Below are 25,834 nucleotides of genomic sequence, written 5' to 3'. Positions count from 1 at the left end.
AATCCTTAATGTAATAAATGATCGTTGGTATGTGTATGGCAATCAATACCAGAAAGTTTGCTATCGTGATCGTCGCGGCATTGGTGCTTCAAGCCGGAACCGTCGGCGCGGTCATGGCAGGTGGCGTCGCCATCGCGGTGCCCACGGCCGGAGTGGGCGGATTCACGGTGACGTTCGACCAGTTACAGGGTCAAGGGTTCACACAGTACGCGTCGCTGGAGAACTCAAGCGAATGCGGGACGTATCCGTCGGCGGTCGCACAGATCGACAAAGGGGAGATAACGGGACTGAAGATGTACAAGGACGTCGAAGTTCCCGATGGGATGCCCGGCGGTGGCAACACCATCCGTCTCATGATCAGTTCCGATAAGGCGGTGAAGTTCTCGGGAATGACCCAGAAGTTCACCTATCTACGGGGGAACCTCAAGATGAAGAGCCAGAAGACGACGTCCGAACCGGGTACCGTGAAGAGTTCGTTCTCGCTCTCGGCGCCCACCATCGTCATCGACGACGGGGAGATACGAGCACAAAGTCAGTTCCTGCGGAGTATCACGCTCTCCGGAGCGCACGTCAAGACGGTCGTGAACCCCGAGAACGAGACGAGTTTCCCGACGAGCCAGTGTGCGGCAGGAGCGTAAACTGAACCGAACGATTGGAGGAACACGACATGTCCACACACACATCACAGCTCACATCGTACCGCTCGAACTTCGCGTCGTGGCGACACGAACGACCGTTCTGGGGAGCGCTCCTCGTCATCCTCGCCGGACTCGTCATCGGCATCATCCCGGCACAGCTGGCCATGACCTTCGCGCTCGTTCCGAGTACGTTCATGTTCGCGGGATTGGTGTTCGCCGTCTTCGTCTTCCTCTGTGGCGTCTTCGCCCTTCTGCGCCCGGAGTTAGCCGAGTTCTTCGGTGCCGCGGGAATACTGCTGTCGGTCGCATCGATTTTCGGGGCGCTCGGCGGATTCGGCGTGGGAATGCTGCTCGGAACGGTCGGCGGTGCCCTCTGTGTCGCGTGGGAACGACCGGACCTCGACACGGACGAGGCGGCAACAGGAGCGTGACATCGGGGAGTCCGACCGTCCGTTTTCGCCGTGCTATCGAACACCGGACACCGTTTAATAGATAAATAATTATGTATATTCGGGAGATGAGTGCGTGTTAGAATCGGATGATGAGATTTCTAACGCTCAAATTAGTGCTCGACGGTCAGGGCATCCATCCGGTCGGAGATGTCATCGCGGCGCGGGCCGACGTGACGCGGGACCAACTCCTCCACGTTAATTCCATCTTCAACGGCGGCGGCGTCCTCCTCTATCGACTTCGGGGGAACTCGGACGGACTCGTGGAGGATTTGGACGCACACGAATCCGTGTTGGCCTACGATATCCTCGACGTCCACGACGGATCGTTCCATATCTACATCTACGTCGAAGCCGGTGAACCGGCGGGGACGCTCATGTACGTCGTCGAGAAGTACGCGCTCATCATCGACACGCCGCTCACGTACACCGACTCCGGAGACATCCTCGCAACCGTCGTCGGGACGCAGGAGATGATACAGCGAGCGTTCCGCGAACTACCGCAGCGAATCGACATTCGCGTCGAACAGACCGGAGAGTACGCACCGGACTCCGACCACCTGTTCTCCGGACTGACTGACCGACAGCGCGAAGTGCTCGAAACCGCCGTCAAACACGGGTACTATCAGATACCGCGACAGGCCACTCACGCGGACATCGCGGAACGACTGGAATGTGCACCGAGCACCGTGGACGAACACCTTCGAAAGGCCGAAGCGCACCTCTTTTCCACCCTTTTCGGACGGTGAGAGTGACGTCCGTCGCAGACGCGACGGCATATAAATAACCGTGTATTACGGCGGGAATAAATATGCGGCTGAAACGGTATGGTAGAGATAACCACAATCGACAGTGATATTCGATGGAACATCGAGTCATCCTCGCCGTCGCCTTCTGTCTCGTGGTCGCCTCGACCGCGCCGACAGCAGCGACACGGCATGAACGACCGGGAATACCAGAACAGCAGACGCAGCCGGGTGCGACACACTGCTTCAGGGACGTTACGTTCCGGAACACGACGTTTCCCGCATTCGGTCAGAACGCTCGAAACCTCCACGTCGAGGAGGCGATGTCCGGGGCCCTCGACGGGGGAACGAGCGACGGTGCACTCTCCGTCGATATCGCTCGGATGCACGCCGAGAGGATTTGTATCGGGGTGAAATCCACGGACGACGGCGCGGGCGTTCGGTTGACGTTTCACGACGCGGTGTTGAAAAAGACGATGCTCCAAGGGGCCGAGATGCGTTTCGAACGGGCGACGGCCGATTCGATATCGTTCCGCGTCCCGAAGCGCATCGGCGATCGGTTCCGCGACCAGTTGGGAGGGAACACGACGAACGATGGAGGCGACGACAGCGGCGCGACACCGACTCCGGCCGATGGTCCGGTCGGAGACGAGAATCGGTCGGGCGGACCCGACGTCGGCGACAGACCGCGAGACGTCGGGGACGTGGTGAACGACACCGCGGACGAGAGCGGAGACGTCGATAACCGAACGGACGACCTCGGGAACTCCACGAAGCGGGCCGGGGATGGAGTCGATACCGTCACGGACGGAGCAAAGGACGCATCGGACGACCTCACGGATCACCTGAACGACACCACGGGGAACGTCACGGATGCGGTGGACGAGGGAACGGATACGGTCGATAACACGACCGACGGCGTGGGCGGGGGGACGGACACCGTAAACGACACGACACGCGACGTCACGGACGGCGTGGATGACGTCACGGATGCGGTGGACGACACGGCCGAGAACGTCTCGAACGGAGTCGATGACGGGACGGATACGGTCGATAACGCGTCGAATTCAGTCACGAACGGGGTTGACGAGACCACGGATTCGGTCACTGACGGTATCGACGACGCGACGGAACAGGTGGCTGGAAGCTCGGATACGGTCACGGATGGAGTAAACGAGACGACGAATGCGGTCGATAACACGACCCACGAAGCCACCGACGGCATCGACCAAACCACGGGGATGGCGGACGACACCACGGGAATGATCACGGACGGAGTAAACGAGACGACGACCGACGTGAACGAGACGACCGAGGTACTCGACGACAGTGCCGAGAACACGACGGGCGGCGTCACGACGGCGGTCAGTAATACGACCGCCATCGCCGACGACGCGGCGAATACCACGACCGGACTCGTCCAAAACGCCTCGACTACCGTCGGTGGAATCGTCGGCAACGCAACTGACACGGGCACCGTCACGACGGGAGCGACGAACGGAACCGACGGCTCGGACGATGGGTCGCTGTTGTAGCGGCCCGACGTTCGGTCGATGACGGCGTTCTGACCGCGACGCTTCGGGGGACGGCGCGCTCGGTGAGCGCCCATCGTTGCTTTAACGTCGTCGAAAATGTCCGGACGTCCGGCGATTACCCGTTCTGTGGTTTGAAGATGTCGGCGAGCCGACCGACGAAGGAATTGCTGCCGCGCTCGTCGGCGACGACCTCGTACTCGCGTTTCAGGGCGTCGTCGTTCGTCAACCGAAGTACCGTCAGGCCGTCGTCCGAGAGGAGGCTCCCGGCGCGTTCGCCGACGATTTCCCCGGACGTGGTGACGAGTGTCGCACGCGCGCCGACGTCCGCCGCGAGCGACGTCAGGGCGGCGATATCGTTCTCGTCCGGGCGTTCGTGAATCGCCGCGATGACCCGGTCGTTGAGCAGGTCGTCGCGCGCGTAGACGTGAACCGGTACCTCCTCTCCCGCGCCGTCGGTGACGACGGTATCGATTTCGGTGCGGAGCTGTCGTTCCTCGAACGCCTCGGCGACCGACTGCCGGGCGGTCAGTTGCTCGTCGATCCAGTGGGCACCGCCCTCGCTCAGGAAGTAGCGATACAGCACCCGTTCGATGGTATGCAGCGGGTCGGAGACGTAGAAGCAGTCCCGGCATCGAAGCCGGTGTTTCGGCGTCTCGAACACCTCGTCACAGTCCTCGCAGACGTGCGCGGCGTTCGCTTCGAGGTGTTTCAACGACTCCAGTTCGGTGTCGCAGTTCGGACAGACGATGGCGTCGTCGCCGACGAACTGCTCGCGCATCCCCTCGTAACCGCAGTCGGGGTGTCGGTATCTGTCCGTCCGAATCGTCTGTGGCGATTCACACGACGGACAGGCCGTGGTGTACTGCATCCCCTTCGCCTCGCAGCGGGGGCAGATGTACTGTTTTTCCTGAAACTCGCGGTGGAGAAGGTCTCGTTCGGCCAGCGTTTCCAGCACTTCGAAGGTTTGACCGTCGCTGTCGTCGAGATATTCGGTCGCATCGGGGTACGTCACCAACCCCGTCTCGATGTCGAGTATCGGTCGAACCTCGTCGAGTGACCCCTCCCGGAGGGCGGCCAGCAGTCGGACTGTTCCCGGTGAAGCCATGACCAATCATAACAATAGCCATCTATTTAATCATCCCCCAAACCATAACTATACTTTTGTAATTATCGAGAGGATTCCGTGACGATTTACACGCGACGTTTTGATACGGTGGTCAGAACCTCCTTTTTACTCCCTCCAGTGGTATGTAGTAGCTCACCGACGAGCGACCCGTGACCGAAGGGGCGGAGATGGAGGGGAAAACAGATGAAAACCACACTTCAGCTCGATACCGAAGCGACGAACGAACCGTCCACCAAGGAGACGCGGTACGGACCGCCACAGCATTCGATGCGGCGAACCGACCCGGAGGTGGCGTCACCATGACGGAGACGAAATCCGGAGACGGGTTCGTGACCGACATCGTGGAATCGTGCCCGGAGTGCGGGCGGCAAACGCCTCACGAGGTGAAAATCGAGATTCGAACCGAGAACGGGGACAGCGACAACGCGGTGTTTTCGCGTGAACCGTACCGGGTGAGTACGTGCACCGGATGCGGGAAGACGACGGCGACGCGGATGAACAACGTCACAGGGCGGCGAGGGTGACGACGAGGAGACCGGCGAACCTGTAGGGTTTGTTTTGGATGAAAAATCGGTACCGTTATGCCATAGCAGTTCTAGGTATCAGCCGAACGACGTATGGGAGTGACACTCACACTTATGGACTTCTGGGAGGGAGTTCGATGGCTCGGAGAGACGGTCCCCTTTTTCACCGTCCTTCCGGCATTCATCGGGATTCTCGTCTTGGTCTGGATGTTCGCCCCCGAACTCTCGACCCGGCGACCGACACCGACCCACCCGGACGGCGAGTATCGATTCGACCCGGACGACTTCGAGCCGCGGTGATTCGACAGTGTGGTCAGAACGGCTTTTATACTGACCTTCGAAGCAACTGACGAGGAACATCGACAACCGAACGAACGAAACCAACCACCATGACGCACTCAGCACTCGGCAGACGGCGCGACGGAACGGACGCACCCGAAATCGTCTTCGCGATAGACGAGACGCCCGACGAACGGTGTCCGAACCGGGCCATCATCGCGGACATCACGCGGGACGACGCGTGGATTGCAACGGACAGTACGGACACGGCAGTGCTGACCGAGTGGCGATAGACGGCCGCGCCTATTTCGTGAGCGACTCGACCGTGTGCAGCGCGTTTATCCGGCCAGCACCGAGGTCGGGGTCGCTCCGACCGTTGCTTTTCTCGGCGTTGCGTTCGATGACACCGGCCACCTGTTGGGGGTTCACGGTGGGGTCCAGTTCACGGACGAGTCCGACGAGACCGGCGACCTGCGGCGACGCCATCGACGTGCCCGCGAAGTAGGCGTAGTCGTCTCCCGGGACGGTCGAAAGCACGAGGTTGGTCGGATACGGCCACGCGGTGTCGTCCGCGAGGCTCTTTTCGAGCGTCTCGTAGCCACCGCCGGGCGCGCCGACCGCAACGTCGTCCACGCCGTAGTTCGAGTAGAACGACAGTTCGTCGTTCGGACCGGTCGCGCTCACGCCCAGCGTGCTTTCGAGGCTCGTCCACATGTCGCGGTAGCCCCCGTGTTGGAGGTCCGTTTCCTCGTTGCCCGCCGACACCACGACGGTCGTCCCGCGCCGGAGGGCGCTCCGAACGACGCGTTCGCAGATGACGCGACGGACGCCGCGCGACGTTTGGTTCTCCCGCGGCGGACGCGGGTCCCACCCGAGACTCATGTTCACCGCGTCCGCACCGATTTCGGCCGCGTAGTCGATGGCCAGCAGGCAGTCGCTGATTCGTTCGAGGAGCGGTCCCTCCTCGGGGAACACGCGGAGCGGGACGAGTTCGGCGTCGGGAGCCATGCCGACCACGCCTTGCGCGCCCGTCGCGGCGGTGATTCCGGCGACGTGCGTCCCGTGGGCCGCGACCGGTCCGGCGTCCGTTCCGAACTCCCCGTCGATGACCGACCGTCCGAGGTCCGTATTGACGTTGGCCGCGAGGTCGGGGTGCGTGTGGTCGACACCCGTATCGACGATGGCGATGCGCGTTCCCTCTCCCGTCGCGGTTGCGTGGGCCTCGAACGCGTCCGTGACCTGCTTGTCCCACTGTAACTCGGCGTATTCGGCGTCCGCCGCGACGCCGGTCGATTCGACGGTCGAGGTGCCCAACTCGTACGCCATGTCCGACACCGCCTCGTGAACACCGGGGACGCCCCGAAGGTCGTCTTCGGCGTCGGCGGGACCGAGGACGAACAGGACGTTCGCGTCCGGGATTTCGTTCTGGACAGTGTACCCCGCCCGTTCGAGTTTTCGAACGGCGTTTCGGCTTCCAGTCGTGACGAGGTACGTCACCGTTTCGGAGGCGCTTCCGGGCGTCGTGGCGGTGATGCCGACGGTCGTCGCCGCGATTCCCTTGAGAAATCCGCGTCGCTTCGCTGTTGTATCCATCGTGAACCATCCAGTAGACGTCGGTGTCCGCCATAAATTTACCTTCAAGACGCTGTTAAATGGATGGCGACTATCGGCGAGCGAAATTGGCCGTCGACAACCGACCGTCACCGACACCGTTCCAATTTTGAGATGCTAAACTGATTTGAGAATCACTATATGAGGGGTACCCCTCTTTTCGGCCGAGACGGTGGTCGGAAAATGAGTGAATACGATGGATCGACGGCGGACGACGGATTGACGCGAACGCTCGGACTGCTGGATTGCGTTTTGCTGAGCGTCGGGGGCATGGTCGGGTCGGCTATCTTCGTCTTTCCCGGTTCGACGGGACGGCTGGCGGGTCCCGCCTCGACGCTCGCGTGGGTGGTCGCCGGACTGCTGATGATGATAATCGCGCTCTGCTATACGGAACTCGCGCTGGCGTTCCCGAAGGCGGGCGGTCCCGCGGTCTTCCCCGCGGAGACGTTCGGGCGGAACCGGACGGTTCGACTCTTCGCCAGTTACCTCGAAGGGACGTCCTACTGCATCGGTATGGTGTTCAGCGTCACGATTTCGGCGCTCGCCATCGCGCAGTATCTCGGCATCGCGTTTCCGCGCGCGAAGGGGTACGTCGTTCCCATCGCCCTCGCCGCCATCGCGCTGAGCTTCCTCGTCAACCTCGTCGGCGTGACGAGCACGAGTCGGACGAACCTCGTCCTGTCCGCGCTGTTGCTCACGATACTGCTCGTCTTCGTGGCCATCGGCCTCACGCGGTTCGAGCCGACCAACTACGACCCCTTCTTCACGAGCGGTCCCGCGAAGTTCTTCGCCGCGGTGCAACTAGCGCTCACGGGCTACGGCGCGTGGACCGCGATTCCGTCCGTCGCGGAGGAGGTGAAACGGCCAGCGAAGACGGTCCCGCGGGCGATTTTGCTGTCGCTCCTCGTCACGACGGTCCTCTACACCGCCGTCGTCGTCGCGCTGCACGGCGTCGTCGCGCCGTCGGCGTTCGCGGAGGGAAGCCCCGTGACGACGGTGCCGCTCGGGGTGGCCGCGTCGAAACTCGGAGTACCGATGGTTCGACAATATTTCCTCCCGCTCGCCGCGGTCGTCGCCATCTTCACCACGATGCTCGTCGGGACGATGAGCGCCAGTCGCGTCGTGTTCGCGCTGGGACGAAACGGAACCCTGCCGCGGGCGTTCGCAGCCGTCCACTCGCGGTTTCAGGTGCCGTGGGTCGGGCTGGTCGCGGTCAGTCTGGTGGCGGCCGCGTTGACGATTTTCCCGGAGTACTTCTACGAACTGCTGGTCATCGCCTCCGTCGTCGGAACCGGCCTCCCGTACGCCCTCAATATCGTCTCGTTCGTCGGGCTTCGACACTACCGCACCGACGTGACGCCGCCGTTTCGCGCTCCCGGCGGCGACGCCCTCCCCGCCGTGGCGCTGGTCGCGTTGAGCGTCGCCATGGTCGGACTGGGTTCGACGGAGGTCCTCTGGTCCGTGGGAAGCATCGCCCTCTTGGGCACGTACTTCCTCGTCCGGTATCTGCGGCGACCCGACCTGTTCCGGCAGCGGGACGCGGCGACGAACTGGGAGTGACCCCGCCGCCGAATCAGTCGAACGAACGCGTTCGTGCAGATTCGAACACGAGTCGTCATCGACTCGTGTCGTTTCCGGTAAATCGGCCGTACGTCGCTTTACTCCCGCGTTTTCTACGATTCTCCCACGGCATATCGAACGGCGACCCACCCGACATTGTTTATTTTTGTTCCCAATTGATGCAGTTCGTGATTGGATTTGACTGAATATGCGTGTTTTTGCAGAACATTTATTATGGTCGTTCTGTATGGTTCTGGATGTCATGGGTGATAAATACAACCATACACGGCGTCGATTCGTCCAAGCGACGGGCACACTCGGTATCGCGGGAACGACCGCGTTGGCGGGCTGTACCTCCTCGAAAGACGGTAAAGGTTCGAAAAGCGACGGTAGCGACGACGGCGAGATGGCCGACAAAATCGTCTTCTTCAACGCGGGCAGTCTGAAGGACGACCCCGGGACGGAAAAGAACATCAAGCGGTTCGAAGACGAGACGGGTATCACGGTCGACGTGAACGAGGTGCCGTGGAGCAACCTGAAGACGACGCTCATTACGCAGTGGCGAAACGAGGGGAGCAAGGTGGACGCCTTCAACGGGCCGACGTGGTGGCTCGCCGATTTCGTCGCGGCCGACTGGCTCGAACCCCTCGGCCTCTCCGATTCGCACATGGGCAAGTTTCCGGAGAACCTCCAAAACCTCGTCACGTTCGACGGCAAGACGTACATGGCCCCGCAGATAGGCAAGTGGGGGAACTTCCTCTACGACAAACAGTACTTCGAGAAGCAGGGCATCTCGTCGCCGCCGGACACGTGGGACGACGTGCTCGCGCTCGGCGACAAGGTGGGCAACGACAAGTCCGGGTTCGGCTTCACGTGGGCGAACAAGGACGTTTTCATGTTCAAACAGTTCCTCTGGCAGGCGGGCGGCCAACTGTTCAACGACAAACACGAACCCGTCTTCGCCGACAAAGGCGCGACGGTGTTCGACGACTTCCTGACGCCGCTCCGCAAGAAGGGACTCCTCCCCAGCGGCATCCAGAGCATGAACGAAGGGAACGTCGGCGACGCCTTCGTCGGCGGGAAGTTCGCCACCGTCGAGGGCTGGACGCCGCTCGGGTCGCGCGCGCTCAACGAGGGTTGGAAGAAGGACCGTCTCGGAATCGCCAAACCGCCGAAGGGTCCCGCCTCCCGCGCGACGTTCCAAGACACGAACGGCGTCGCCGTCTCGGCGTTCTCGAAGCGCAAGAAGGCCGCGAAGAAGTTCGCGGAGTTCATGAGCACCCCCGAGTCCTGCAAGACCGACATGGTAGTCGAGGGCAACCCGGCGGCCATTCCCGAGGTGTACGAGGACGAGGAGGTCAAAAAGAAGTATCCGAAGGAGTTGCGCGCGAACATGAAGTACAACCTCAAGAACGCCAAGAGCGAGGTCTACCGCCTGCAACCGCAGGTCGATGACATTCTGTCGTCGAACATCACGCCCGTCTTCCTCGGGAAGAAGGACGCCAAATCGGCCCTCTCGAAGGCCCAAGAGGACATCACGTCGCTCTACAAGAAGAACAAGGTCCTCTAGATTTCGGGTTCCCCTTTCCAATACATGGCAGAGAATACACGTTCGCTTCGACGGCGGCTCGACCGCCTGTTCATCCCCCTCACCGTGGGACCGACGGTGCTCTGGATAGCCGGGGTTATCCTCTATCCGACGCTCCAACTCCTGTGGTCGAGTCTGTTCTACACGAACCCGATAACGCAGGAAAAACAGTTCGTCGGGCTGGATAACTTCGCCTCGCTCATCTTCGAGAACGGCACCGTCGGGGCGCTCAACCCGGACCTCGTACAGTTCACGAAACACACCCTCGTCTACGTCGGCTGTAGCGTCACCATCTCGTTCCTGTTGGGCCTCGGCATCGCCATGCTGCTCAACAAGGACCTGAAGGGGCGCGGGTGGATTCGCACGGCGGTCATCGTGCCGTGGATTCTCCCCTACGTCATGAGCGGCCTGATGTGGCGCTGGATGTTCCAGACGCAGTACGGCGCGATTAACGGTGTCCTCGTCGGCGGCGGCGTCATCTCGGAACAGATTCCGTTCCTCTCGGACGGCACGCTGGCGATGATGGCGCTCATCATCGCCGACGTGTGGGTGTTCACGCCCTTCATCATCATCATCCTCCTCGCGGGACTCCAGAACGTCCCCGAACAGCTGTACGACGCGGCCGAGGTGGACGGCGCGAGCCGCTGGTCGCGGTTCTGGAACGTCACCTACCCGTTCCTCAAGCCGTCGATTCTGGTCGCGCTCACCATCCGCATCATCTTCGACATCCGGGCGCTCGACCTCGTGTGGGTGATGACCCACGGCGGCCCCGGAAAGTCCACCGAAGTGTGGGCCTCGTGGCTCTACCGCACCGCGATGGTGTTCGGTGATACCGGCCAAGGTGCCGCGCTCGGCGTCGTCATGCTCGCGGTGACGTTCGCCGTCGTCGCGGTCCTCTACAAGGTCTTCGGAGGGACCCCCTACGAAACATGAGTACGAAAACAGACACGCTGAGCAGAGTTCGTCGTAGCTTGAACCTGAACACGGAAGACGAGTGGTCGAGCGTGGTCCGGGACCGGATGGTCGCGTACGGCCTGCTCGCCCTGTACGTCGTGGTGGTGTGGTTCCCGATATACTACATCCTCATCACGAGTTTCAAGGCGCCCTCGGAGACGCTCTCGTTCCCCATCACGTTCTACCCGCACGACCCGACGCTCTCGAACTACGTCGAAATCTTCCAGAACCGGCCGTTCGGCACCTACACGCTGAACAGCCTCATCGTCGCCGGGACGACGACGCTCATCTGCGTCACGCTGGGGACGCTCTCGGGATACACGTTCTCCCGCTACGATTTCCTCGGCAACAAGGCGCTGTTGCTGTCCATCATCGCCGCGCGGATGATTCCGCCCATCGCGCTCATCGTCCCGTTCTTCGAAATCATGTCGAACCCGCCGGTCATCGGCGCGCTCACGGGCAGCCTCTACAACACGAAGGCGGCGCTCATCCTGACGTACACGTTCTTCAACCTCCCCTTCGCGGTGTGGATAATGAAGAACTACTTCGACGGCGTGCCGCGCTCGCTGGACGAGCAGGCCCAAGTCGACGGCTGTTCGACGTGGGAGGGCTTCTTCAAGGTCATCCTCCCGGTGGCGAAGCCGGGCATCGCGGCGACGGCCATCCTGGCCTTCATCTTCTCGTGGAACGAGTTCGTCTTCGCGCTCGTTCTCACGTCCTCGGAGGTCTCACAGACGCTCCCGATAGGCGTCTCCCTGTTCGTCGCGGACGACTTCATCGACTGGGCGCACCTCGCCGCGGGCGGGATGATAGCGGCCCTGCCGGGCATCCTGTTCGGCCTGTTCTTCCAGCGCTACATCGTCAGCGGCCTCACGCAAGGAGCAGTGAAAGAATGACGAAACCGACCCCCACTATGCGATTCAATCAGACTGACGACGGATGTGGTATCGATGGCTGAAGTAACGCTCGACGCGCTCGAAAAGCGATTCGACGACGTGGTTGCGGTGGACGGCATCTCGCTCGACATCCCCGACGAATCCTTCACGGTGTTCGTCGGCCCGTCCGGGTGCGGCAAGACGACGACGCTTCGTCTCATCGCCGGACTCGAACGCGCGACGGACGGCGAGATATACATCGGCGACCGGATGGTCAACGACCACCGGGCGTACGAGCGGGACATCGCCATGGTGTTCCAGAACTACGCGCTCTACCCGCACAAGACCGTCGGCGAGAACATGCGGTTCGGGCTGGAACAACACGGCGTCGACGACGACATCATCGAGGAGCGGGTGGACGACGCCGCCGACCTCCTCCAAATCGACGAACTGCTGGACCGTCGCCCCGCGGAGCTCTCAGGCGGGCAACAACAGCGCGTCGCGCTCGGCCGCGCCATCGTCCGGGAACCCGACGTGTTCCTGATGGACGAACCGCTGTCGAACCTCGACGCCAAGCTGCGCGTGCAGATGCGCGCAGAACTCAACAAACTGCACGAGCAGCTCTCGACGACGACGGTGTACGTCACGCACGACCAAATCGAGGCGATGACGCTCGCCGACCAAATCGCGGTCATGAACGACGGCGAGATTCAGCAGGTCGGCGACCCGACGTACGTCTACGCCCATCCGCGAAACCGCTTCGTCGCCGACTTCCTCGGCAGTCCGTCGATGAACTTCGTCGAAGGGAAACTGACCCGCCGCGACGACAGCCTCGTCGTGGACGTCGGGCCGTTCCAACACGAGGTTCCCGAGTCCTACCGCGACGCGCTCGACGGCCGGGTCGGCGACCGAATCGTCGTTGGCGTCCGTCCGGAGAACGTCACGCTCCGGCCGGACGGCCTCCCGGCGCTCGTGGAGGTCGTGGAACCGCAGGGCGAAAAGACCGTCCTCGAACTCGACCTCGGCGACGACATCACCATCAAAGCGTCCGTCGAACCGAGCGTCCCCGTCGAACTCAACGACCGCGTTAACGTCGAGTTCGACCGTCGGTCGCTCCACTACTTCGACGCCGACACCGGCGAATCGCTGACGTACTCGCCGCCGAAAGAGCCGAAAGCGACGGAGGCGACGCACTGACCGATGGCAGTGAGCGTCACCTCGTGGGTACCGGACCGAGAGAACCTGTTGGTCGCCGCCTGCTGTCTCATGGCGGCCGTCGCGGCCTACGACTACCACGTCGGCGCGTACGGCGGGACCGTCGTCGCAACCGTCGGGGCGGGAATCGCGCTGACGTTTCTCGTCCTGCTGTCGGAGTGAGATGCCGTCCGCTCGCCCTCCTCTCGCAAACGGAAGGCAAAGCCGCGACGAAAGCGGCAATATAATCCGACGTCACCAGAGAGGTTATAGCGTCGAATGGCCAACAAAACCAACGAACGCGCCGCCCTTGACTCGATACCGAGTCGATTCGATACGAACATATGTTGCCTGACGAACGAAAACGCAGAATCGTCGAGATAGTCTCCGAAGAGAACGGCAGTACCGTCGGCGACCTCGCCGGTCGCCTCGACGTCTCGGAGGCGACCATCCGCCGCGACCTCCGGGACTTGGAGGACGAGGGTCGCATCGAGCGGTCGCACGGCGGTGCCCTGCCGGTCGAGACGGTCGGCGAGGAGCGAACGTACGGACAGAAACAGGTCCAAAAGCGGGAGGCGAAACGCACCATCGGACGACGTGCCGCCGAAACTCTCCAAGACGGGCAGGTCGTCTTCTTCGATTCGGGGACGACGACCATCGAGGTCGCAAAGCACGTCCCGAGCGACGTCTCGATTACCGCCGCGACGAACTCGCCGCTCGTGTCGGTGCAACTCGCCGAGGCGGGTATCGAGGTGAAGGTCACCGGCGGAACGCTCCGGCGCTCCACGTGGTCGCTCGTCGGCCCGACCGGCGAGAGCTTTCTCGACCGAACCAACTTCGACGTGCTGTTCCTCGGGACGAACGGGATACACCCCGACGCCGGACTGACGACGCCGAACGAGGACGAAGCGCGCATCAAATCGCGGATGTGCGAGAAGGCGAGTCGCGTCGTCCTCGTCGCCGACGGGAGCAAGTTCGGTCGGCGGAGTTTCTTCCGCTTCGCGTCGTTCGAAGACGTGGACGCCATCGTCACCGACGCGGCCGTCCCGCCGGAGTACCGCGAACCGTTCGAGACGACGGGCGTCGAAATCGTCGAAGGGGTGGACGCGTGATTCTGACCGTCACGCTCAACCCGGCCGTCGATTACACCGTCACCGTCGAATCGGACATCGAACCGAACGGCGTCCTCCGGTCGAGCATGGCGCAGTACGACCCCGGCGGAAAGGGAATCAACGTCTCGAAGTACCTCGCCAGACTGGAGGTCGAGACGCTCGCAACGGGCTTCGTCGGCGGGTTCCTCGGCCGGTACATCGAGGAACAACTCACCCGCGGCAAGGTCGCCAACGATTTCGTCGAGATGGACGTCTGCACCCGACTCAACACCACGATTCTCGGCGAGGACGGCGAGTACAAACTCAACCAGTCGGGACAGGGCGTCAAGGACGAAACCGTCCGCGAACTCATCGGGACGGTCCGCGAGTACGACCCCGAAATCGTCGTCATCGCCGGAAGCCTCCCGCCGAACCTCGGCCCGGCGACCATCGACCGCATCGCGGGCGCGGGGTCGTGGGAAACCGTCGTGGACGTGCAGGGCGACCTCCTGACCGGCATCGCGGGCGACTACGCGCTCTGTAAACCCAACCGGAGCGAACTGGCGAGCGCGACCGGGATGCCGGTCCACAGCATCGAGGAGTGCGCCGAGGCGTCGCAGGCGCTCCGCGAGAGGGGATTCGACCGCGTTATCACCTCGCTCGGGGACGACGGCGCGCTGCTCACCTCGGACGACGGCGTGTTCCACGCGGAACCGCTGGACGTTGACGTGGTGGATACGGTCGGCGCTGGCGACGGACTGCTCGCGGGCGTCCTCTCGACGCTCGCTCGCGGGCAGTCGGACCGAATCGCGCTCCGGGTCGGCGTCACCGTCGCGTCGCGCGTCGTGACCGTTCCCGGAACGACGGTGCCGGACATGGACGACGTTCGAGCGGACGCGACCGAAATCCCGCTCCTCGTCGAGTGATGACGGCACCGTCGCGTATTTTCCGTCTCGATGCCGCTTCGTTGTTTTCCGGGTGTGGTCTAATTAGACACGGGGAGCGATCCTACGCTTATCCTGCGGTGCATATCACGAAAGAGAACAGTACAACAGGGAAAAGACAAATCTGTTAGTCTAAAATAACTTTAACACCCTCCTGTGAGTGGCGGGAAACGATGTCTGGAATCAAAAAATCACCAGAGATTCCCCAATCAGTCCCGAAACTAGAAGCCGAACTCATCCGCGACGCCTACGAAATCACGAGGCAGGGCGACAGTCGCGGGGACGACGGCATCGACACCGGGACATCTATCGACCTCTCAGATGCGGATCGACGGGATTTGCGACGACGACTTCTCGATAGCGGCGTCTCGGAAGAAACATTGGTGGAACTCGGTCTCGACACGAGCAACGACTAACTCGGTTTCTCGGGGGTTCGTTTCCTCTCCTCACGTATTTCCGACCGCAGAGCGCGTCCTCTCGCGGCGAGAGGAATGGTCGATGTACGTCGGTCGTAACCCGTTCGAAAAATACGAGCGAATCGGTCGGTACGGTCGTTATTTGACGGAGAGGATAGCCTCGTCCGTGGCCGTCGCCCCCTTGTCGTCGGTGACTTGGAGGGAGACACGGTAACGACCACAGGTAGAGAGGGTCATCTCGGCCGTCTCGCCGCTTTCCTCGAACGACCCGTCGCCGTCGGTGTCCCACATGTATTCGACGATTTCGCCGTCGCCGTCCGACGACGGGGAGGCGTCGAGCGTCACGGTATCGCCGCGTTCGAGCGCCCCGCCGGTCGTGTCGCTCGGCGTCGTCCGAATCCGCGCGACCGGGGCCTCGTTCTGTTCGTTGTCGCCGTCGTCACCGCCATCGTTTCCGTCGCTTCCGTCGTCACCGCCATCGTCGCCGCCGTCTCCGCCGCTTCCGCCATCCGACGAAGTGAGCACGTCCTCCTCGACGAGTTGTTGGGTTATCTTGGTGAGCCACTGCACTCGCGTATCGAGGGCCGTGTCATCCGAGGTCGCTTCGACGAGGAACGCAACGGCGTCGGTGTCGCGCGCGGCCTTGTGCGTGAGCAGACCGGTCGGTTCGTTGGAGGACGAGGAGAACGGGTCGACCGTGAAGTCGTAGCCGTCGCGCGAGACGTAGTTGTCGTTGAGATAGTCTGCGGCCGCTCTGGCGTCGCTGAACGCCCGGTCGTCCCACGACGAGAAGATGGCCTGACCGACGCCACCGACCATATCGCCGTCGTAGATGCCGACGGATTCGTGGAGGTCGATGACGGTATCCGGTTGGAATCGCTCGACGACGCCCCAGATGGCGCGGGCGAGTTCCGTCTCCGGTTCCTCACCGGTCGGGAACTGGCGATTCAGGTCCACGCCGCCGTCCGCGATGCGGGAATCCTCCTCGACGGCCGCGGCGTTCGCCTTCGGAATCGTCACCAGTGTTCCGCGGGCGATGTCCCACTGGGCGACCTTCTCGGCCGCCGTGTAGCCTCCGTTTTCGTTTCCGTGTACGCCGCCGACGACCATCACCGTCGGGCCGGACTCGCTCGCGGACGTGACGAACACCGTCGTTTCTTGGTCGGTGCCGCTCCGAATCGTGTACGAATCGCGCGAAACGGTCGTTTCGCTTTCACCTGTCGTCGCCGTTACGCCGAGCCCAAGCAGTCCCGCACAGCCAGCCGCCGTCAGAAACGTTCGTCGTGTTGCAGTCATTGCTTCCCAGTCGAGGGTTGTATCGGGAGTTTATTGTTGTTTTGTTCGTTTTCGAAAGGAATCCGAGAAAACGAATAATTATCCCATTATATTGGGAGACAGATGATAGATGGACGGAGATGTCAACGAGTCCCCGAGAATATTCAGTTTTATTAACGACGGGGAACGCCTTCTGCCGGTTTGCAGGGACCCGAACTATTATCGTCCGTTCACACCCGGTTCCCGCATGCACGTTTCGTTCGACGACCTCGAAATGCTGGTGGAAGCGCCGGGCGCACCCGGAAACGAATACGCCGTCGCGGATCGGTTCGCCGAACTCATCGAACCACACGTCGACAGCGTGTCGTTCGACGCGATGGGGAACGTCGTCGCCACGAGCGAGGGCAGCGACTTCGAAATCATGCTCGCGGCCCACACCGACGAACTCGGGTTCCTCGTCGAGGACGTGGACGACGACGGCTTTCTCACCTTCCACATGCTCGGCGGACACTACAAGGGGAACCTGTCAGGGCAACGCGTCCGCGTCGGCCCGGACGGCGTTCTCGGCGTCGTCGGCCCGCGCTGTCGCCACTACATGAGCGACGACGAGAAGGAGTCCCTCCCGGAATCGCTCCGCATCGACGTCGGAGCCACCTCGCCCGAGGAGGTCGCGGATATGAACGTCGAACCGGGCGATTACGCGGTGTGGGACTACGGCGTCTCCCGACTCGGAAACGACAGAATCACCGGACGAGCGTTGGACGACCGCATCGCGCTGGCCATCCTGCTCGCAATCGCCCGCGAAGAGGACGTGGACGCGACGGTTCACTACGTCGCAACGGTACAGGAGGAAGTCGGCCTTCGCGGTGCGCGGACGGCGGGCTACAGCCTCGACCCCGACGTCGGCATCGCGCTCGAAATCTTCCCGGTGGACGACTACCCCGCCGGGCGGAAAGAAGGCGTGAACGCGACGCTGGACGGGGGTCCGGTGGTCGAGTTCGGGGACGGAACCTCCGAGTACTTCTTCGGCGGGGTCATCGTTGACCGCCAGACGAGAACGTGGCTCCGGGACGCGGCGAACGCGACCGACGTGGACCTCCAACACGACGTGATGCTGACCGGTTCGACCGACGCGACCGAACTCCAACAGGTCCGCGGCGGCCGCCACGCGGGTGCCATCGCGGTTCCCTGTCGCTACTCGCACTCGCCGGTCGAGACGCTCTCGATGCGGGACGCCGACGCGACGGCCGAGGTGTTGTTGGCCGCGCTGGAACGGGAGTTCCCGAGTCGGGACGACATCCGACGGCCGCGGTGAGTCGTCCGCGGTACCACCGCCGGTTGCCGTCGTCCCGTAACGTTCACAACGCTCCCCTCCGACGGGCCGGTATGCGACGAGTCCGGGGACCGCGGCGTGGGTGGGCGAAGATAACGCTCGGCGTCTCGCTCCTCTTCGCGGTCGGCGTCTTCGTTTTCCTCTCGATACAGGGGTCGCCGGTTCGCGGCGCGGCGGGCGGCCTCCTCATCATCGTGGCCGGACTCTGGGAGTGGCGTCGGAAACGCTCGGACCAGATTCGCGCCGAGCGCTTCGAAGCCGAGGCGGAAGAAAGTCAACGAAAACGGCAGGGATGAGAAAAACGGTTCGCGCGGTATCGACCTCACTCCGTCGGCTTCTCTACCGCGGCCGAGAGCGACAAGAACTGATCGAGCAGCGGGTCGCTTCGATAGCGGATGACGTTGCTCCGGGAATCGTACTCGATGACCCCGACGTCCTCCAGCATCGGAAGCGTCGTATGGTGGAGTTGCACCAGCGCCCGCTCTCGGTCCTCGTACTCGGTGTCCGCCGCGACGAGGTGGTCGGCGAGTTCGTCCCTCGTGAACACGTCGGACGACGAGGCGTCGAGGTGGTATAAAACGCTTCGGCGGCACCCATTCGATAACACACCACACACCGAATCTACCGAAAGCTTCGAGCAGATGGGTTCGTCTATCATGTCTACAGGTCACTGACTCAAACGAGTCAGGAATATAATCGCGTCCGAAGCCAATGAAAATAGAGCTTTACTGGTCAGGCACTGTCGTTTCATCGACGTTCGTGAACAGTTGCTCGAACACCGTATCGTACGCTTTGCGGAGATGCTCGTGGAACGCCTGCTTGGAGATACCCATCCTCTCTGCCAGCACCACGCCCGAGCACTTGCGCGGTTGCTCGAAATAGCCGCTGAAGTAGGACATCTGCAACGCGGTCAACTGTCGCTCCGTCAACTTCTCTTCTATCAGGTGATAATCGAAACTCGACGTGATGACGCGACAGGTGGAGACGAGTTCGAGGTCCGGGTAGACGTCTCGAACGACCGCTTGGACGCGTTCCGTATCGACCGAAGGAGGAAACTCCGCTACGATACGGATTTCCTGCTCGTCGTACGTCGCTGATTTCGTTTTTCCGTCGAATTCACCGAATATCGATAACAACGACTGAAACGAACTGTGGGACTCTACCCGGTGAGTTCCGTTGACGGTGCTCAACAACCGCGCGTCGAGTGTCGCCGGAAACTCCATCACCGTTTCGAGCAACGCTTCCGCGGATATTCCCGTCGCGGTCCAGTACTGGAGATGTTCGCCCTCCGAGAGGTGTACGACCGAATCGATTTCGATGAACAGCGAACCGTTCGCCAACTCACGGAACGGTTCGGCGAGGTCGGTGGAACGAAACACCGTTCGAATCCGGGGGTGGCCGTCCGTAGGGCGGTCGTTCTCCGCAAAACAGTCCGAGCGGCCGCACGGCGGCCACCAGACTCGGTGCGTATCCGCGACGGTTCTCGTTTGGAGGAGGCCGTCGTCCGCTAACGTCCGTAGTCGTTCGAGTGTCTGTTCTTCGACACGTCCCAGCGCGGACGCTATCTCGCTCGTCGTCAGTGGTGCGTGAGGGTCGTCCGCACGAGAAAAAACATCGAGAAGGTCCCGACGAGAAACCTTCGTCATATAACTTGCAACGTATCGTCCATCATTCCAGATATTCGATGAGAACGCATTCGACCCGCACGGTACAGATTTTCCCAGAACTTCCAATCAACGTCCGAAATTGATGAAATATATCTATCTGAATCCATATAAAATAGTTCTATTTTCAATATGTTGGGTGTTAGAACAGGACCGTATTAATACCCAACGGAGTCGGAGTTTCGCATCGATCATCCGGTCGCCACGGACCCGAAACCGGACGACGGGTCAGTCCGCCGACGACTCCGCCGCGACGGCCTCGTCGCGGTCCGTCTCGTCAGTCTCGGCGTACGGGTCGAAGCCCTCCGCGCTCTCGTAGAGGTGGCAGGCGACTTCCCGGTCGTCCTCGACGTCGGACTTCGCTTCGAGCGGCGGTTGCACCGAATCGCACACGCCGCCGATGTACTTCTCACACCGGTTCTTGAACCGACATCCGGACGGGATGTTGACGGCATCGCCGACTTCGCCCTGCAACTCGACGCGCTCCCGGCCCGCCGTCGGGTCGGGAACCGGCACGGCGTCGATGAGCGCCCGCGTGTAGGGGTGTTTTGGGTTCGTGATTATCTCCTCGGTGGGTCCCTGCTCCACGATTTTTCCCATGTACATGATGGCGAGTCGGTCGCACATGTGCCGCAGGAGCGAGAGGTCGTGGCTGATGTACACCACGGAGAGACCGAACTCGTCGGTCATGCGCTCCAAGAGCGAGAGCACGCCAGCCCGAAGGCTCACGTCGAGCATCGACACCGGTTCGTCGGCGACGATGAAGTCCGGGTCGATGACCAGCGCGCGGGCGATGGCGAGGCGTTGGCGCTGTCCGCCGGACAGTTCGTGCGGGTAGCGGTCGAAGAACGATTCGGCGGGTTCGAGTTCCGCGAATTCAAGCGCCCGTCGGACCCGCGCCCGCTGATTCGGAACGTCGTGGATGCGGAGCGGTTCGACCACCGTGTCGTACACCGTCATCCGCGGGTTCAGGCTCTCGAACGGGTCCTGAAATATCATCTGGGCGTTCTGACGGAAGTTCGTGAGGGCCGAGCCGCTCTTGTCCGCGATGTCCTCGCCGTCGTAGTAGATGCTCCCGCCGGTCGGTTCGTACAGCTTCGTCAGGCACATCCCGGTCGTGGTCTTCCCACATCCGGACTCGCCCGCGATGCCGAACGTCTCGCCCTCGTGCAGTTCGAAGTCGATGCCGTCGATGGCGTGCACCGCGTCCTCCTCTTCGCCGCGGATGGTGTTCATCAGACTGGAAACGAGGCCGCTGCCGACCGGGAACTCCTTTTCCAACCCCTCCACGCGAACGAGCGTGTCGTCGTCAGTCATCGGTCGCCTCCATCGACGCGTCGTTCTGCCACGTCCGCGCCTTGCTGGCGACCGAGCGAAGTTCCGCGTCGATCCGGTCGGTGTGGTGGCAGAACGAGCGCAACTCGCCGTGTTCGACGGCGGGCGGGGACTCCTCCCGGCAGACTTCTGTCGCCAGCGGACAGCGTTCCGCGAACCGACACCCGCTCGGCGGGTTGCTCAAATCCGGCGGGTGGCCGCCGATGCTCACGAGGTCCTGTTCGGACCGGCGGATGTCGGGGAACGCGCTCTTCAGCCCGAGCGTGTAGGGGTGGTACGGTTCGCCGAAGATGAACTCCGACGGGCCTTCCTCGGCGAGTTCGCCAGCGTACATGACGACCACGCGGTCGCAGGTCTCCGCGACGACGGCCACGTCGTGCGTGATGACCATCATGGCGGTGTCGCTCTCCTGTTGAATCCCGTTGATGCGCTTGAGAATCTGGTCCTGCATGATGACGTCCAGCGCCGTCGTCGGTTCGTCCGCGAGGATGAGCGACGGTTCGAGGACGAGCGACATGGCGATCATCGCCCGCTGGCGCATCCCGCCGGAGAACTGGTGGGGATAGTCCGTCTGGCGGTCGCGGTCGAGTCCAACGAGGTCGAAGGACTCGTCGATGATGTCTTGGGCCTCCGACCGTCCCATCTTCGGGTAGTGGGCGTCGATGGCCTCCAGAATCTGCTCGCGGATGGTGTACACCGGGTCGAGCGCGTTCATCGCGGACTGGGCGATGAGCGAAATCTCGTCCCAGCGAAGCGCTCGGCGGCGCTTCTCGGGCATGTCGGTCAGGTCCTCGCCCTTGAACAGTATCTTCCCGCCGTTGATGTAACCGTTCTTCGGCAGGATGCCGATAAGCGCCTTGGCGAGCGTCGATTTTCCACAGCCGGATTCGCCGACGATGCCGACGGTTTCCCCGGCCTCTATCTGGAAGCTCACGCCGTCAACCGCTTTGACGGGGCCGTCCTCGCTGTCGTAGTAGACTTCGAGGTCTTCGACTTCGAGCAGGGCCATTCAGCGGGCCTCCGTTTCGTCCGAGTACATGAATCCTATGTGCGTGAATCGTGCGAGCGTGAATCGTTTGAATACGTTCATCCTTCGACCTGTAGTTCGGGGTTGACGATCTCTTCGTAGCCGCGGCCGATGAGGAAGCCGCTGATGACCACGAGGGCGATACAGACTCCGGGCGGCACGAACCACCACCACGTTCCTTCCGTCATGGCGCTGTAGACGCGGGCGCTCTGGAGCATCATGCCCCACGAGACGCTCTTCGGGTCGCCGAGGCCCAAGAAGGACACCCCGGCTTCCGTCAGAATCGCCCACGCGATGGCGAACGCGCCGTAGAGAAATGCCATCGGAAGGACGTTCGGTGCGATGTGCCGCGAGATGATGCGCCAGTTGCTCGCCCCGGAAATCTTCGCCGCCTTGACGAACGAGCGTTCGCGGAGCGAGAGGACGAGCGCGCGGATGACGCGGGCGGACGTGCGCCACTGCAGGAGCACGAACGCGAGGATGATGTTCTCCAGTCCCGGCCCGAGCACCGTCACGAGGACGATGACCGTCGGCAGGAGCGGGAGTCCGTACACGAAGTCCACGAGTCGCATGAGCACGTCGTCCACGTAGCCGCCGTAGTAGCCGCTGACGAGGCCGACGAGCGTTCCGAGGCCGACGGTCATCACGGCGGCCACGAGGCCGACCATGATGGCGGGACGCGCCCCGTACACCAGTTGGCTGAAGATGTCGTAGCCCTGCGCCGTCGTTCCGAGGATGTAGCCGCCCTCGCCGCCGAGGAAGGACGGTTTGATCCACTTGGCGAAGAGCGCGTTCACCATCAGGCGTTCCTTCGGTCCGTACGGCGCGATGTAGGGCGCGAAGACGGCGACGATGCCGAAGAACGCGAGGATAGCCATCGCGGCGACGACCAGTGGGTCCTCCGTGAGCATCGAGAACTGTTCGGTTATCGTCTCCTTCCAGAGGCGGAGGTTGCGCTGCCACGCGCTGAACTGCTCCTCGCTCTCCTCGTCGATGTCCGCGAATATCGAACCGTCGTGCTCCTGATTCATCGTTTCAGTCATAGGTCACCCGTGGGTCGAGGACGCCGTACAGCAGGTCGGCGACGAAGTTCATCACGATGACCGACAGTGCGAGGACGAGGAACGTCCCCTGGGCCACCGGGTAGTCGCGTCGAAGCACGGCGCGAATCATCTCGCGGCCGATGCCCGGCCAACCGAACACCGTCTCGATGAGGACGCTGCCGCCCACCGCGTAGCCGATGGCGATGGCGGCGGCGGTCAGCACGGGCAACAGGGCGTTGCGGGCCGCGTGGTTGAACATTATCTTCCGCTCCGTCAGTCCCTTCGCGCGGCAGAGGTCGATGAAGTCCTCCGAGAGGGTTTCCAGCATGCTGTTGCGCATGATGAGCAGCGGATAGCCCATGTAGTAGAACGCGAGGACGATGACCGGCGCGACCATGTGTTTGAGGAAATCGAGCGAGAACACCATCGCCCAGAAGTTCTTCGGGCCGGAGCCGAGGCTCGTCATCCCGCTCATCGGGATGATGCCGAGTTTCGCGCCGAAGATCCAGAGGACGAGGATGCCCATCCAGAAGCTGGGGACGCTCCGTCCGACGAGCGCGGTCACGACCGTCGCCTTCTCGAACCGCGTTCCACGGTACCAGCCGGTGAGGACGCCGAGCGAGATGCCGATGATGTACGCCACGACGAACGCGGTCAGCATCAGGACGAGCGTGTTCGGGAGGTACGTGACGAGCATGTTGATGACGCGCTCGTTGGTCTTGAACGAGCGCCCGAGGTCGAGCGTCAGGAGGTTCTGTATGTACCGAACGTACTGCACCCACAGCGGGTCGTTCAACCCGTAGCTCGCGATGAGCCGCTGTCGAACCGCGGGCGTCATTCCGGGCGAAATGATGTACGACGTCGGGTCGCCCGGCATGAGGCGAAACAGCATGAACAGCGCGGTTGCAACTGCCCACAGCGTGATTCCCAACTGCACGGTGCGCCTGACGAAGAAGTCTAATTTACCCATTTATTAGTATCGAAATTTTTGTTGGTCGGTCGGCTCTACTTAGGGAAGTGCGCCATTCCGTCGCCGTCGATGACGTATCCGGCATCTTTGAGGGACTGCTTCCCGGCTTTCACGCCGTCGTCCGGCTGGTACTTCTTGACGTCCGGGTTGCTGAACTTGCCGAACGATTCGCCGACGAGGTTCCACCCCTCGGTGGCGAAGCCGTAGAGAATCTGCTCGTTGATGGCCTTCTTGGGAATCGCGTTGACGGCGGCCTGTCGGACGGCCTTGTCGTCGAGTCCCTTCTGGCGCGTGTTCTGGCTGAAGTGCCACCAGCCGTCGCCGGGCGCGGACTTCACGCCGATGTTCGAGGCGTCCTGGTTGTCGTTGAGCTGTTTGCCGATACGGGTGTACGGCAGGTAGTTCAGCGTCCCCTTCTTCAACAGGGACCACACGGTCGAACTCTCCGGGATGATGCGCCAGATGCGGCGGTTGAACTTGACCGGCCGCCAGTGGTCTTCGTACTTCTTCAGGCTCAGTTCGCTGCCCTTGTCCCAGTAATCGAACTGGAGCGGACCGCTTCCGACGGGTTCCGTGATGTTCGCTTTGGCCGGGTTGCTCCGGCTCTCCCACTTGTGCTTCGGCACGATGGGTATCTGGTTGGAGAACAGTTTGTGGACCGGACCGACGGGGTCCTTGAAGTTCACCGTCACCCACTGACCGTCCACCGACACCGAGTCGTACATCTCCCACTGCGTGGAGTAGAGCGGAATCTCGTTTTTCTTGATATATTCGAGCGTGAACTTCACGTCCTCCGGCGTCAGGTCCTCGCCGTCGTGCCACTTGTGGCCCTCCCGAATCTTGTACTTCACCGTCTTGTTGTCCGGGCGTTCCCACTCGGTCGCCAGACTCAGTTTCGGGTCGGCTTCGAGTTTCGAGTTGATGCGCACGAGCTTGTCGTACAGCATCTCGAACTGGTGGATGAGTTTCGTCTCGTTGTTGTAACCGAGAACGCTGAGCGTGCCGAGGGTCTCGGCCCACGAGCCGCGAAGCTCCTTTTTGCTGTTGTTCACTTCGATATTGGTCATCGGTTCGAAGTGGAAGTAGCCCGCGATGTGGTCGGTCCACCCGCTGACCTGATTTTTGTTGTACGCCACGATGTTGGGCATCTGAACGATGGGGTGCATCGGGACGTCCTCGTTGATGGTCTTCTGAATGTCGAACAGCGTGTCGATGCGCTTTTGTTCGTCTTTCATCTGCAGCTGTTCCATCAGCTTCGGGTCAAGGTCCTTGTTGGTGTAGCCGGTGAAGTTGCCCTGGCCCTTCCCCGTGTTCGAGGAGTGGAACTGCTCGGGCATTCGACGACCGGGGTCGATGCCGAGGCCACGTGACCACGTTGCGAAGGAGAAGTTGAACTCCTCGGTGATTTTCGTGTAGAGGGTGCCCCACTCGAACACCTGCACCTTGGTGTCGAGTCCGACTTTCTTGAGCTGGTCGCCCACGAGGTTGATGGCGTCGTGGCGCGCGGGGTTGTAGTTCGCGGGGTTGTTGAGGTAGGTGTACTGGGGTAGCTTGTCGCCGCCGCTTCCGCCACCGCCGCCGTTGTCGTCATTGGAACCGCTGCAACCGGCGAGTGCGGCCATTCCACCGACGCCGGTTGCGGTGGTCATCTTTAAAA

28 protein-coding genes are annotated in these 25,834 nt (G+C 62.1%); 18 read left to right on the top strand and 10 right to left on the bottom strand.

All coding sequences use genetic code 11. From position 1 onward, the window contains the following. Nucleotides 1-35 precede the first annotated feature (35 nt). The 4 genes from B208_RS0115050 (at nucleotide 36) to B208_RS0115035 (ending at nucleotide 3,368) form a co-directional block, all read left to right on the top strand. Nucleotides 36-638 carry a DUF6230 family protein gene (locus B208_RS0115050; protein WP_018128956.1) on the top strand — a complete coding sequence of 201 codons (603 nt, stop codon included), beginning with the start codon at nucleotides 36-38 and terminating at the stop codon, nucleotides 636-638. A 29-nt stretch (nucleotides 639-667) separates the two neighbouring features. Then, complete coding sequence (locus B208_RS0115045) at nucleotides 668-1,069, top strand: DUF6114 domain-containing protein (RefSeq protein ID WP_232423813.1); 402 nt, start codon at nucleotides 668-670, stop codon at nucleotides 1,067-1,069. A 107-nt stretch (nucleotides 1,070-1,176) separates the two neighbouring features. Further along, on the top strand, nucleotides 1,177-1,836 hold the full coding sequence (locus B208_RS0115040; protein ID WP_232423812.1) for a helix-turn-helix domain-containing protein: 660 nt from the start codon (nucleotides 1,177-1,179) through the stop codon (nucleotides 1,834-1,836). Between the two features lie 113 nt (nucleotides 1,837-1,949). After that, complete coding sequence (locus B208_RS0115035) at nucleotides 1,950-3,368, top strand: autotransporter outer membrane beta-barrel domain-containing protein (protein WP_018128955.1); 1,419 nt, start codon at nucleotides 1,950-1,952, stop codon at nucleotides 3,366-3,368. A 115-nt stretch (nucleotides 3,369-3,483) separates the two neighbouring features. On the opposite strand, the gene B208_RS0115030 is transcribed toward B208_RS0115035, so the two are convergent. Next, nucleotides 3,484-4,473, bottom strand: a complete 990-nt coding sequence (locus B208_RS0115030; RefSeq protein ID WP_007982019.1) for a TackOD1 domain-containing metal-binding protein — start codon at nucleotides 4,471-4,473, stop codon at nucleotides 3,484-3,486. Between the two features lie 320 nt (nucleotides 4,474-4,793). Here B208_RS0115030 and B208_RS0115020 point away from each other — a divergent pair, with 320 nt between their 5' ends. The 3 genes from B208_RS0115020 to B208_RS0115010 all read left to right on the top strand — a co-directional run bounded on the left by B208_RS0115020 (nucleotide 4,794) and on the right by B208_RS0115010 (nucleotide 5,590). Continuing rightward, nucleotides 4,794-5,018 carry a DUF7835 family putative zinc beta-ribbon protein gene (locus B208_RS0115020; RefSeq protein ID WP_007982022.1) on the top strand — a complete coding sequence of 75 codons (225 nt, stop codon included), beginning with the start codon at nucleotides 4,794-4,796 and terminating at the stop codon, nucleotides 5,016-5,018. Between the two features lie 99 nt (nucleotides 5,019-5,117). Further along, the gene (locus B208_RS0115015) at nucleotides 5,118-5,318 is read left to right on the top strand and encodes a hypothetical protein (protein WP_232423811.1); all 201 of its coding nucleotides are present in this window, start codon (nucleotides 5,118-5,120) and stop codon (nucleotides 5,316-5,318) included. A gap of 89 nt (nucleotides 5,319-5,407) precedes the next feature. Further along, nucleotides 5,408-5,590 (top strand): DUF7556 family protein, encoded by a 183-nt coding sequence (locus B208_RS0115010; RefSeq protein WP_007982026.1) that lies wholly within the window; start codon nucleotides 5,408-5,410, stop codon nucleotides 5,588-5,590. Nucleotides 5,591-5,600: 10 nt separating this feature from the next. On the opposite strand, the gene B208_RS0115005 is transcribed toward B208_RS0115010, so the two are convergent. Further along, nucleotides 5,601-6,890 (bottom strand): S8 family peptidase, encoded by a 1,290-nt coding sequence (locus tag B208_RS0115005; protein ID WP_007982027.1) that lies wholly within the window; start codon nucleotides 6,888-6,890, stop codon nucleotides 5,601-5,603. A gap of 201 nt (nucleotides 6,891-7,091) precedes the next feature. Between B208_RS0115005 and B208_RS0115000 the strand changes: the two genes are divergently transcribed. From B208_RS0115000 to B208_RS0114960, 9 genes are all read left to right on the top strand, one after another. After that, nucleotides 7,092-8,468: an APC family permease gene (locus B208_RS0115000; RefSeq protein WP_007982029.1), complete on the top strand. Its 1,377-nt coding sequence runs from the start codon at nucleotides 7,092-7,094 to the stop codon at nucleotides 8,466-8,468. Between the two features lie 262 nt (nucleotides 8,469-8,730). Continuing rightward, nucleotides 8,731-10,038 (top strand): ABC transporter substrate-binding protein, encoded by a 1,308-nt coding sequence (locus tag B208_RS0114995; protein WP_007982030.1) that lies wholly within the window; start codon nucleotides 8,731-8,733, stop codon nucleotides 10,036-10,038. Between the two features lie 24 nt (nucleotides 10,039-10,062). Next, nucleotides 10,063-10,989 carry a carbohydrate ABC transporter permease gene (locus B208_RS0114990; RefSeq protein WP_007982032.1) on the top strand — a complete coding sequence of 309 codons (927 nt, stop codon included), beginning with the start codon at nucleotides 10,063-10,065 and terminating at the stop codon, nucleotides 10,987-10,989. Continuing rightward, nucleotides 10,986-11,906 (top strand): carbohydrate ABC transporter permease, encoded by a 921-nt coding sequence (locus B208_RS0114985; RefSeq protein ID WP_026177870.1) that lies wholly within the window; start codon nucleotides 10,986-10,988, stop codon nucleotides 11,904-11,906. Before B208_RS0114990 ends, B208_RS0114985 begins: the two co-directional genes overlap by 4 nt. Before the next feature lie 54 nt (nucleotides 11,907-11,960). Continuing rightward, a complete protein-coding gene (locus B208_RS0114980; protein ID WP_007982035.1) occupies nucleotides 11,961-13,082 on the top strand; it encodes an ABC transporter ATP-binding protein in 1,122 nt (373 codons plus the stop codon). A 3-nt stretch (nucleotides 13,083-13,085) separates the two neighbouring features. Beyond that, entirely contained in the window at nucleotides 13,086-13,262 is a 177-nt protein-coding gene (locus B208_RS24415; RefSeq protein ID WP_007982037.1) for a hypothetical protein, read from the top strand. A gap of 161 nt (nucleotides 13,263-13,423) precedes the next feature. Next, nucleotides 13,424-14,191, top strand: a complete 768-nt coding sequence (gene glpR, locus B208_RS0114970) for an HTH-type transcriptional regulator GlpR (RefSeq protein WP_007982039.1) — start codon at nucleotides 13,424-13,426, stop codon at nucleotides 14,189-14,191. Next, complete coding sequence (gene pfkB / locus B208_RS0114965) at nucleotides 14,188-15,096, top strand: 1-phosphofructokinase (protein WP_007982041.1); 909 nt, start codon at nucleotides 14,188-14,190, stop codon at nucleotides 15,094-15,096. Before glpR ends, pfkB begins: the two co-directional genes overlap by 4 nt. A 191-nt stretch (nucleotides 15,097-15,287) precedes the next feature. Further along, nucleotides 15,288-15,530, top strand: coding sequence for a hypothetical protein (locus B208_RS0114960; RefSeq protein ID WP_007982043.1), 243 nt, complete (start codon nucleotides 15,288-15,290; stop codon nucleotides 15,528-15,530). A 138-nt stretch (nucleotides 15,531-15,668) separates the two neighbouring features. Here the strand turns inward: B208_RS0114960 and B208_RS0114955 are convergent, their stop codons facing one another. After that, entirely contained in the window at nucleotides 15,669-16,826 is a 1,158-nt protein-coding gene (locus B208_RS0114955) for a PKD domain-containing protein (protein ID WP_007982044.1), read from the bottom strand. Nucleotides 16,827-17,052: 226 nt separating this feature from the next. On the opposite strand from B208_RS0114955, the gene B208_RS0114950 reads away from it, so the two are divergent. Both B208_RS0114950 and B208_RS0114945 read left to right on the top strand, forming a co-directional pair. Next, nucleotides 17,053-18,120 carry a M42 family metallopeptidase gene (locus B208_RS0114950; RefSeq protein WP_007982046.1) on the top strand — a complete coding sequence of 356 codons (1,068 nt, stop codon included), beginning with the start codon at nucleotides 17,053-17,055 and terminating at the stop codon, nucleotides 18,118-18,120. Nucleotides 18,121-18,191: 71 nt separating this feature from the next. Next, nucleotides 18,192-18,434: a hypothetical protein gene (locus B208_RS0114945; protein WP_007982047.1), complete on the top strand. Its 243-nt coding sequence runs from the start codon at nucleotides 18,192-18,194 to the stop codon at nucleotides 18,432-18,434. 26 nt (nucleotides 18,435-18,460) lie between these two features. Here B208_RS0114945 and B208_RS0114940 read toward each other — a convergent pair whose 3' ends face one another. From B208_RS0114940 to B208_RS0114905, 7 genes are all read right to left on the bottom strand, one after another. Further along, on the bottom strand, nucleotides 18,461-18,796 hold the full coding sequence (locus tag B208_RS0114940; RefSeq protein ID WP_007982048.1) for a DUF7344 domain-containing protein: 336 nt from the start codon (nucleotides 18,794-18,796) through the stop codon (nucleotides 18,461-18,463). Between the two features lie 67 nt (nucleotides 18,797-18,863). Then, the gene (locus tag B208_RS0114935; protein ID WP_007982049.1) at nucleotides 18,864-19,784 is read right to left on the bottom strand and encodes a helix-turn-helix domain-containing protein; all 921 of its coding nucleotides are present in this window, start codon (nucleotides 19,782-19,784) and stop codon (nucleotides 18,864-18,866) included. Between the two features lie 246 nt (nucleotides 19,785-20,030). Beyond that, nucleotides 20,031-21,119, bottom strand: a complete 1,089-nt coding sequence (locus B208_RS0114930) for an ABC transporter ATP-binding protein (protein ID WP_007982050.1) — start codon at nucleotides 21,117-21,119, stop codon at nucleotides 20,031-20,033. Further along, the gene (locus B208_RS0114925; RefSeq protein WP_007982051.1) at nucleotides 21,112-22,146 is read right to left on the bottom strand and encodes an ABC transporter ATP-binding protein; all 1,035 of its coding nucleotides are present in this window, start codon (nucleotides 22,144-22,146) and stop codon (nucleotides 21,112-21,114) included. Before B208_RS0114925 ends, B208_RS0114930 begins: the two co-directional genes overlap by 8 nt. Nucleotides 22,147-22,223: 77 nt before the next feature. Further along, nucleotides 22,224-23,207, bottom strand: a complete 984-nt coding sequence (locus B208_RS0114915) for an ABC transporter permease (RefSeq protein WP_007982052.1) — start codon at nucleotides 23,205-23,207, stop codon at nucleotides 22,224-22,226. Beyond that, nucleotides 23,200-24,177, bottom strand: a complete 978-nt coding sequence (locus B208_RS0114910; protein ID WP_007982053.1) for an ABC transporter permease — start codon at nucleotides 24,175-24,177, stop codon at nucleotides 23,200-23,202. Before B208_RS0114910 ends, B208_RS0114915 begins: the two co-directional genes overlap by 8 nt. A 35-nt stretch (nucleotides 24,178-24,212) precedes the next feature. Next, nucleotides 24,213-25,826: an ABC transporter substrate-binding protein gene (locus tag B208_RS0114905; protein WP_007982054.1), complete on the bottom strand. Its 1,614-nt coding sequence runs from the start codon at nucleotides 25,824-25,826 to the stop codon at nucleotides 24,213-24,215. Nucleotides 25,827-25,834: the final 8 nt, after the last annotated feature.

The organism is Haladaptatus paucihalophilus DX253 (assembly GCF_000376445.1).
Lineage (GTDB): Archaea > Halobacteriota > Halobacteria > Halobacteriales > Haladaptataceae > Haladaptatus > Haladaptatus paucihalophilus.
This window is presented reverse-complemented; position numbering and strand designations above follow the sequence as displayed.

Coding starts and splice junctions, on each gene's coding strand:
- B208_RS0115050 (WP_018128956.1), top strand. CDS start 36: ATGGCAATCAATACCAGAAAGTTTGCTATCGTGATCGTCGCGGCATTG.
- B208_RS0115045 (WP_232423813.1), top strand. CDS start 668: ATGTCCACACACACATCACAGCTCACATCGTACCGCTCGAACTTCGCG.
- B208_RS0115040 (WP_232423812.1), top strand. CDS start 1,177: ATGATGAGATTTCTAACGCTCAAATTAGTGCTCGACGGTCAGGGCATC.
- B208_RS0115035 (WP_018128955.1), top strand. CDS start 1,950: ATGGAACATCGAGTCATCCTCGCCGTCGCCTTCTGTCTCGTGGTCGCC.
- B208_RS0115030 (WP_007982019.1), bottom strand. CDS start 4,473: ATGGCTTCACCGGGAACAGTCCGACTGCTGGCCGCCCTCCGGGAGGGG.
- B208_RS0115020 (WP_007982022.1), top strand. CDS start 4,794: ATGACGGAGACGAAATCCGGAGACGGGTTCGTGACCGACATCGTGGAA.
- B208_RS0115010 (WP_007982026.1), top strand. CDS start 5,408: ATGACGCACTCAGCACTCGGCAGACGGCGCGACGGAACGGACGCACCC.
- B208_RS0115005 (WP_007982027.1), bottom strand. CDS start 6,890: ATGGATACAACAGCGAAGCGACGCGGATTTCTCAAGGGAATCGCGGCG.
- B208_RS0115000 (WP_007982029.1), top strand. CDS start 7,092: ATGAGTGAATACGATGGATCGACGGCGGACGACGGATTGACGCGAACG.
- B208_RS0114995 (WP_007982030.1), top strand. CDS start 8,731: ATGGGTGATAAATACAACCATACACGGCGTCGATTCGTCCAAGCGACG.
- B208_RS0114990 (WP_007982032.1), top strand. CDS start 10,063: ATGGCAGAGAATACACGTTCGCTTCGACGGCGGCTCGACCGCCTGTTC.
- B208_RS0114985 (WP_026177870.1), top strand. CDS start 10,986: ATGAGTACGAAAACAGACACGCTGAGCAGAGTTCGTCGTAGCTTGAAC.
- B208_RS0114980 (WP_007982035.1), top strand. CDS start 11,961: ATGGCTGAAGTAACGCTCGACGCGCTCGAAAAGCGATTCGACGACGTG.
- B208_RS24415 (WP_007982037.1), top strand. CDS start 13,086: ATGGCAGTGAGCGTCACCTCGTGGGTACCGGACCGAGAGAACCTGTTG.
- glpR (WP_007982039.1), top strand. CDS start 13,424: ATGTTGCCTGACGAACGAAAACGCAGAATCGTCGAGATAGTCTCCGAA.
- B208_RS0114960 (WP_007982043.1), top strand. CDS start 15,288: ATGTCTGGAATCAAAAAATCACCAGAGATTCCCCAATCAGTCCCGAAA.
- B208_RS0114955 (WP_007982044.1), bottom strand. CDS start 16,826: ATGACTGCAACACGACGAACGTTTCTGACGGCGGCTGGCTGTGCGGGA.
- B208_RS0114950 (WP_007982046.1), top strand. CDS start 17,053: ATGCACGTTTCGTTCGACGACCTCGAAATGCTGGTGGAAGCGCCGGGC.
- B208_RS0114945 (WP_007982047.1), top strand. CDS start 18,192: ATGCGACGAGTCCGGGGACCGCGGCGTGGGTGGGCGAAGATAACGCTC.
- B208_RS0114940 (WP_007982048.1), bottom strand. CDS start 18,796: ATGATAGACGAACCCATCTGCTCGAAGCTTTCGGTAGATTCGGTGTGT.
- B208_RS0114935 (WP_007982049.1), bottom strand. CDS start 19,784: ATGACGAAGGTTTCTCGTCGGGACCTTCTCGATGTTTTTTCTCGTGCG.
- B208_RS0114930 (WP_007982050.1), bottom strand. CDS start 21,119: ATGACTGACGACGACACGCTCGTTCGCGTGGAGGGGTTGGAAAAGGAG.
- B208_RS0114925 (WP_007982051.1), bottom strand. CDS start 22,146: ATGGCCCTGCTCGAAGTCGAAGACCTCGAAGTCTACTACGACAGCGAG.
- B208_RS0114915 (WP_007982052.1), bottom strand. CDS start 23,207: ATGACTGAAACGATGAATCAGGAGCACGACGGTTCGATATTCGCGGAC.
- B208_RS0114910 (WP_007982053.1), bottom strand. CDS start 24,177: ATGGGTAAATTAGACTTCTTCGTCAGGCGCACCGTGCAGTTGGGAATC.
- B208_RS0114905 (WP_007982054.1), bottom strand. CDS start 25,826: ATGACCACCGCAACCGGCGTCGGTGGAATGGCCGCACTCGCCGGTTGC.